This window comes from Rhodococcus sp. IEGM 1318 (genome assembly GCF_033142465.1).
Lineage (GTDB): Bacteria > Actinomycetota > Actinomycetes > Mycobacteriales > Mycobacteriaceae > Rhodococcus_F > Rhodococcus_F qingshengii_B.
Window position 1 is genome coordinate 1 of record NZ_JAWLSC010000046.1, and the last position, 3005, is coordinate 3005.

Sequence of the window (3005 nt, forward strand, 5' to 3'; positions counted from 1 at the left end):
GCGATCATCCGACTGTGGAACAACGCCTGGCAGGAATTCATCCCGTTCCTCGACTACGACACCGAGATACGGCGAGTACTGTGCTCCACCAATGCGATTGAGTCCTTGAATGCCCGATACCGGCGGGCCGTCAAGGCTCGTGGGCATTTTCCCACCGAAGCTGCCGCACTGAAATGCTTGTATCTGGTCACTCGTTCACTGGACCCGACAGGCAAAGGGCAGGCACGATGGATAACGAGGTAGAAGCCCGCCCTGAACGCGTTTGCGATCACGTTCGCCGATCGTTGGCCAGGATCGGAAACTTACTGATGAAAACCGGCCGAAACACCCTTAACGAGATAGACCCCAGAATTCGCCGCTGACGTCGATGATCGTTCGCCAACTCCCGCTCCGAGCTGCAGTGTTTCCACACCGGGATCCAATAAGGCGTCCAATCCAACCTGCCGGATCCGACAAGTAGATGACTACCTTCGATTCGGCCCGTTGGTTCGGGCATTGAGGTAGGGCGCCCAGTCGCGGCGAGCATAGTCGGCCCATCGACTGACGGCATGGATATGCAACCCGACCAGGTCGGCGACCACCGGTGCAGGTAGATCTTCGGTGAGAATACGGAGAGCGGAGTTGCGACTGATCCTGACCGGGATATCGAAGTCGGTCATCGCCACCCCCACCGGGCGGGCATGGCGAGCCGTCCCGGGCACGGTGGGACTGGGAAACAAGAACGGCGAACCTGTCCTCATAGCCAGAGGATGGGTGATGGCAGTTGCTACCAGTTCATTCACCAAAGTTGCGACTGTCGATGGCAGCCTGACCGGGTTGCGAGCAAAAAATGATGCTGGTTTCGTTTCCTCGTTGCTCGACGGCGCTGGTGGTGAGTGCGAGGATTCGGGTGGGACGGATCCCGTACAGCAGCACCAGAAGTCCGGCGACATGTAGCGGCAATTCGATGGTGGCGTCGGTGAGAAGTCGTCGGATTCTTCGTGCGTGTCCGTCTGCTTCCGCGACCTCGGTGGGAAATGCCGATGGCCTGCGCGGCACGGCGCCGTCAAACAGTCACATCCAGAATCTCGAACTCGAAAATCGGAAGCTGCGCGCGCAATCGCGAACTCACCGAACAGATTGCTCTAGCTTCGTCACAAATCCAGCAACTCAGCCTCGAAGCACCCACCTTCGCGCAGAACTCCACCACCGCACAGCCGTCACAACCATCTCGGTGCCACGTAAATGACCTGTCACGAGCCAATTCCTCACCTCGATTGAGACTCGCCACAGCCACGCAGTTGAGCCGACCGTACAGCTTGTTCACCAGACGAACACCTCGCGTCCTTATGCGATTTACCCTGATCACTCTGTTATCGATTCAGTGGTGATCGGGACGCGATGATCGGCACCTTCGGATGCGGGTTCTTGCAATGTTCCTACCGGAGGCCTCCGTCTCGGCGGACGTCGGAGTGCCTGCGATCGGAATCGTTACGTTTGTCGTTCGTCCCTCGCGGCGCGGCACGCCATCGGCCCTCTGATACCAGTTCTCGGTCCATGACGACCCGAGAACCTAACGCGAACGTTCGACGCTCCCCGACGATGCAGATCCCAGATCACCTCGAAGCGCGGCCCGAAGCCGTCGAGCTGGCAGTGCAGTGGGATCGCACCGCCGCCGAAATCCAGGCATACCGCGAGCGCTACAACATCACCGACACCACCTCAGTTGCTGACAACCGGCCCGAGAACAAAGCCGACACCGCACCCTTCAACACCGTTCACCGCGACATCGACAACCTGGGTGATCGCATCGCCGAACATTGCTAAGAGCAACGCCGCGCCGAGCACGAACAAGCGAGATCGAGCACCACCACACTATCGCCCAACACGTCGAACAAGAGAACCGACGACGCGGGCCGAGGCGGTAGCTGCGTGACTGTGGGGTTGAGGGAAGGTGCCTAGTTCGCCACCCCAAGTTCCTCGTGCAGTGCGGCTACCAGTATTCCCCACCCAATGCGCCGCCGAGAGCGCCGATGACGCCCGCAAAAGCTGCCGCGACACTTGCGAGGGCGATGACGTCGTTCGCCTCCACATCGAACTTCCCGAGACGAATGGTGACGATGGTCGTCAACCTGCGCCTCTGCCCTATATTGCTCCCGCCGGGCCGAGCGTTATGTTTCACCCGATTTGTTGCAGGGATTCACTTTTTGAGTCACAATATGAAACATGAATGTGAAGCGATTGCCCGTCACCCTCGATAGTGACGACCAGGCTGAGCTGGCCGTATTTTCCGACCCCGATCGTCTTGAATCGGGCATCTTGCGCGAGTGGGCGCAGCAGCATCACATCACCGTCCGCGACAATTCCGAGTCAGGAATCGTTCGCGCCCTACTGCGTGCAGGGGCGGAATCGCTCCGCAAGAAGGCACTCGAGGCAGGCTATGCCGAGCTCGCCAAGGATCAAGCGGAGGGGCTGGGCGAGCAGCGAACACGCCGTGACCGCTACGCCGAGAGTGTCGACCATGCACACGGCGAATGACGGCTGCGCTTCGAGGTCAGATCTACTGGTTCGACATGGGGCACGGCGAGAAGCCGTGGGTGGTGGTGTCCAACAACGTCCGCAACCGCAACCTGAACACAGTCCTCGCCGCACGCGTGACCACAACACCGAAGCCCGGTGTTCCGACGGCCGTACCCCTCGGGGCCGCGGATCCTCTCGTCGGTTCGATCCTGGCGGATGACCTCATCCAACTCTTCGACGACGAGATCGCCGCGAGCAGGCCTGCGGGAGCGCTCTCCCCCGCGACAGTGGTCAAACTGAACAAAGCACTCGCAATCGCACTCGGACTGCCCTGACGAACTCGCTGAACGACTGTGGCCTCGACCTTTTCGGTCGAAGGCCACAGTCGTGTGAGGGCATGATGCTACTGGTCAGTGAATCGCGATCTCGCTAGTGCCCCGAGTTTGAAGTTGTTTTACGGTCGGCTTTCGCCAGGATCTGCTCGGCAGTTTTCGTCCACACGAAAG

At 59.9% G+C, this 3005-nt stretch carries 6 protein-coding genes and 1 pseudogene; 4 read left to right on the forward strand and 3 right to left on the reverse strand.

Going from position 1 to position 3005, the window contains the following annotated elements; translation table 11 throughout:
* Positions 1–309 (forward strand): annotated as a pseudogene (locus tag R4P65_RS32925) (transposase); the annotation flags it as partial.
* A 155-nt stretch (positions 310–464) separates the two neighbouring features.
* Here the strand turns inward: R4P65_RS32925 and R4P65_RS32930 are convergent.
* Entirely contained in the window at positions 465–659 is a 195-nt protein-coding gene (locus R4P65_RS32930) for a hypothetical protein (RefSeq protein ID WP_317829682.1), read from the reverse strand.
* 115 nt (positions 660–774) lie between these two features.
* Entirely contained in the window at positions 775–1038 is a 264-nt protein-coding gene (locus R4P65_RS32935) for a hypothetical protein (protein WP_317829683.1), read from the reverse strand.
* 543 nt (positions 1039–1581) lie between these two features.
* Between R4P65_RS32935 and R4P65_RS32940 the strand changes: the two genes are divergently transcribed.
* Positions 1582–1806, forward strand: a complete 225-nt coding sequence (locus R4P65_RS32940) for a hypothetical protein (RefSeq protein ID WP_317829684.1) — start codon at positions 1582–1584, stop codon at positions 1804–1806.
* Positions 1807–1972: 166 nt separating this feature from the next.
* Here R4P65_RS32940 and R4P65_RS32945 read toward each other — a convergent pair whose 3' ends face one another.
* Complete coding sequence (locus R4P65_RS32945; protein ID WP_317829685.1) at positions 1973–2110, reverse strand: hypothetical protein; 138 nt, start codon at positions 2108–2110, stop codon at positions 1973–1975.
* 95 nt (positions 2111–2205) lie between these two features.
* Between R4P65_RS32945 and R4P65_RS32950 the strand changes: the two genes are divergently transcribed.
* Complete coding sequence (locus tag R4P65_RS32950; RefSeq protein WP_317829686.1) at positions 2206–2517, forward strand: hypothetical protein; 312 nt, start codon at positions 2206–2208, stop codon at positions 2515–2517.
* The gene (locus tag R4P65_RS32955) at positions 2514–2834 is read left to right on the forward strand and encodes a type II toxin-antitoxin system PemK/MazF family toxin (protein WP_193595859.1); all 321 of its coding nucleotides are present in this window, start codon (positions 2514–2516) and stop codon (positions 2832–2834) included. The genes R4P65_RS32950 and R4P65_RS32955 overlap by 4 nt, the downstream gene beginning before the upstream one ends.
* The last annotated feature ends 171 nt before the right edge of the window (positions 2835–3005 follow it).

Bases quoted from the DNA above. Each gene is read 5' to 3' on its own strand.
- R4P65_RS32950 (WP_317829686.1), top strand. From the start codon at position 2,206: ATGAATGTGAAGCGATTGCCCGTCACCCTCGATAGTGACGACCAGGCT.
- R4P65_RS32940 (WP_317829684.1), top strand. From the start codon at position 1,582: ATGCAGATCCCAGATCACCTCGAAGCGCGGCCCGAAGCCGTCGAGCTG.
- R4P65_RS32930 (WP_317829682.1), bottom strand. From the start codon at position 659: ATGACCGACTTCGATATCCCGGTCAGGATCAGTCGCAACTCCGCTCTC.
- R4P65_RS32955 (WP_193595859.1), top strand. From the start codon at position 2,514: ATGACGGCTGCGCTTCGAGGTCAGATCTACTGGTTCGACATGGGGCAC.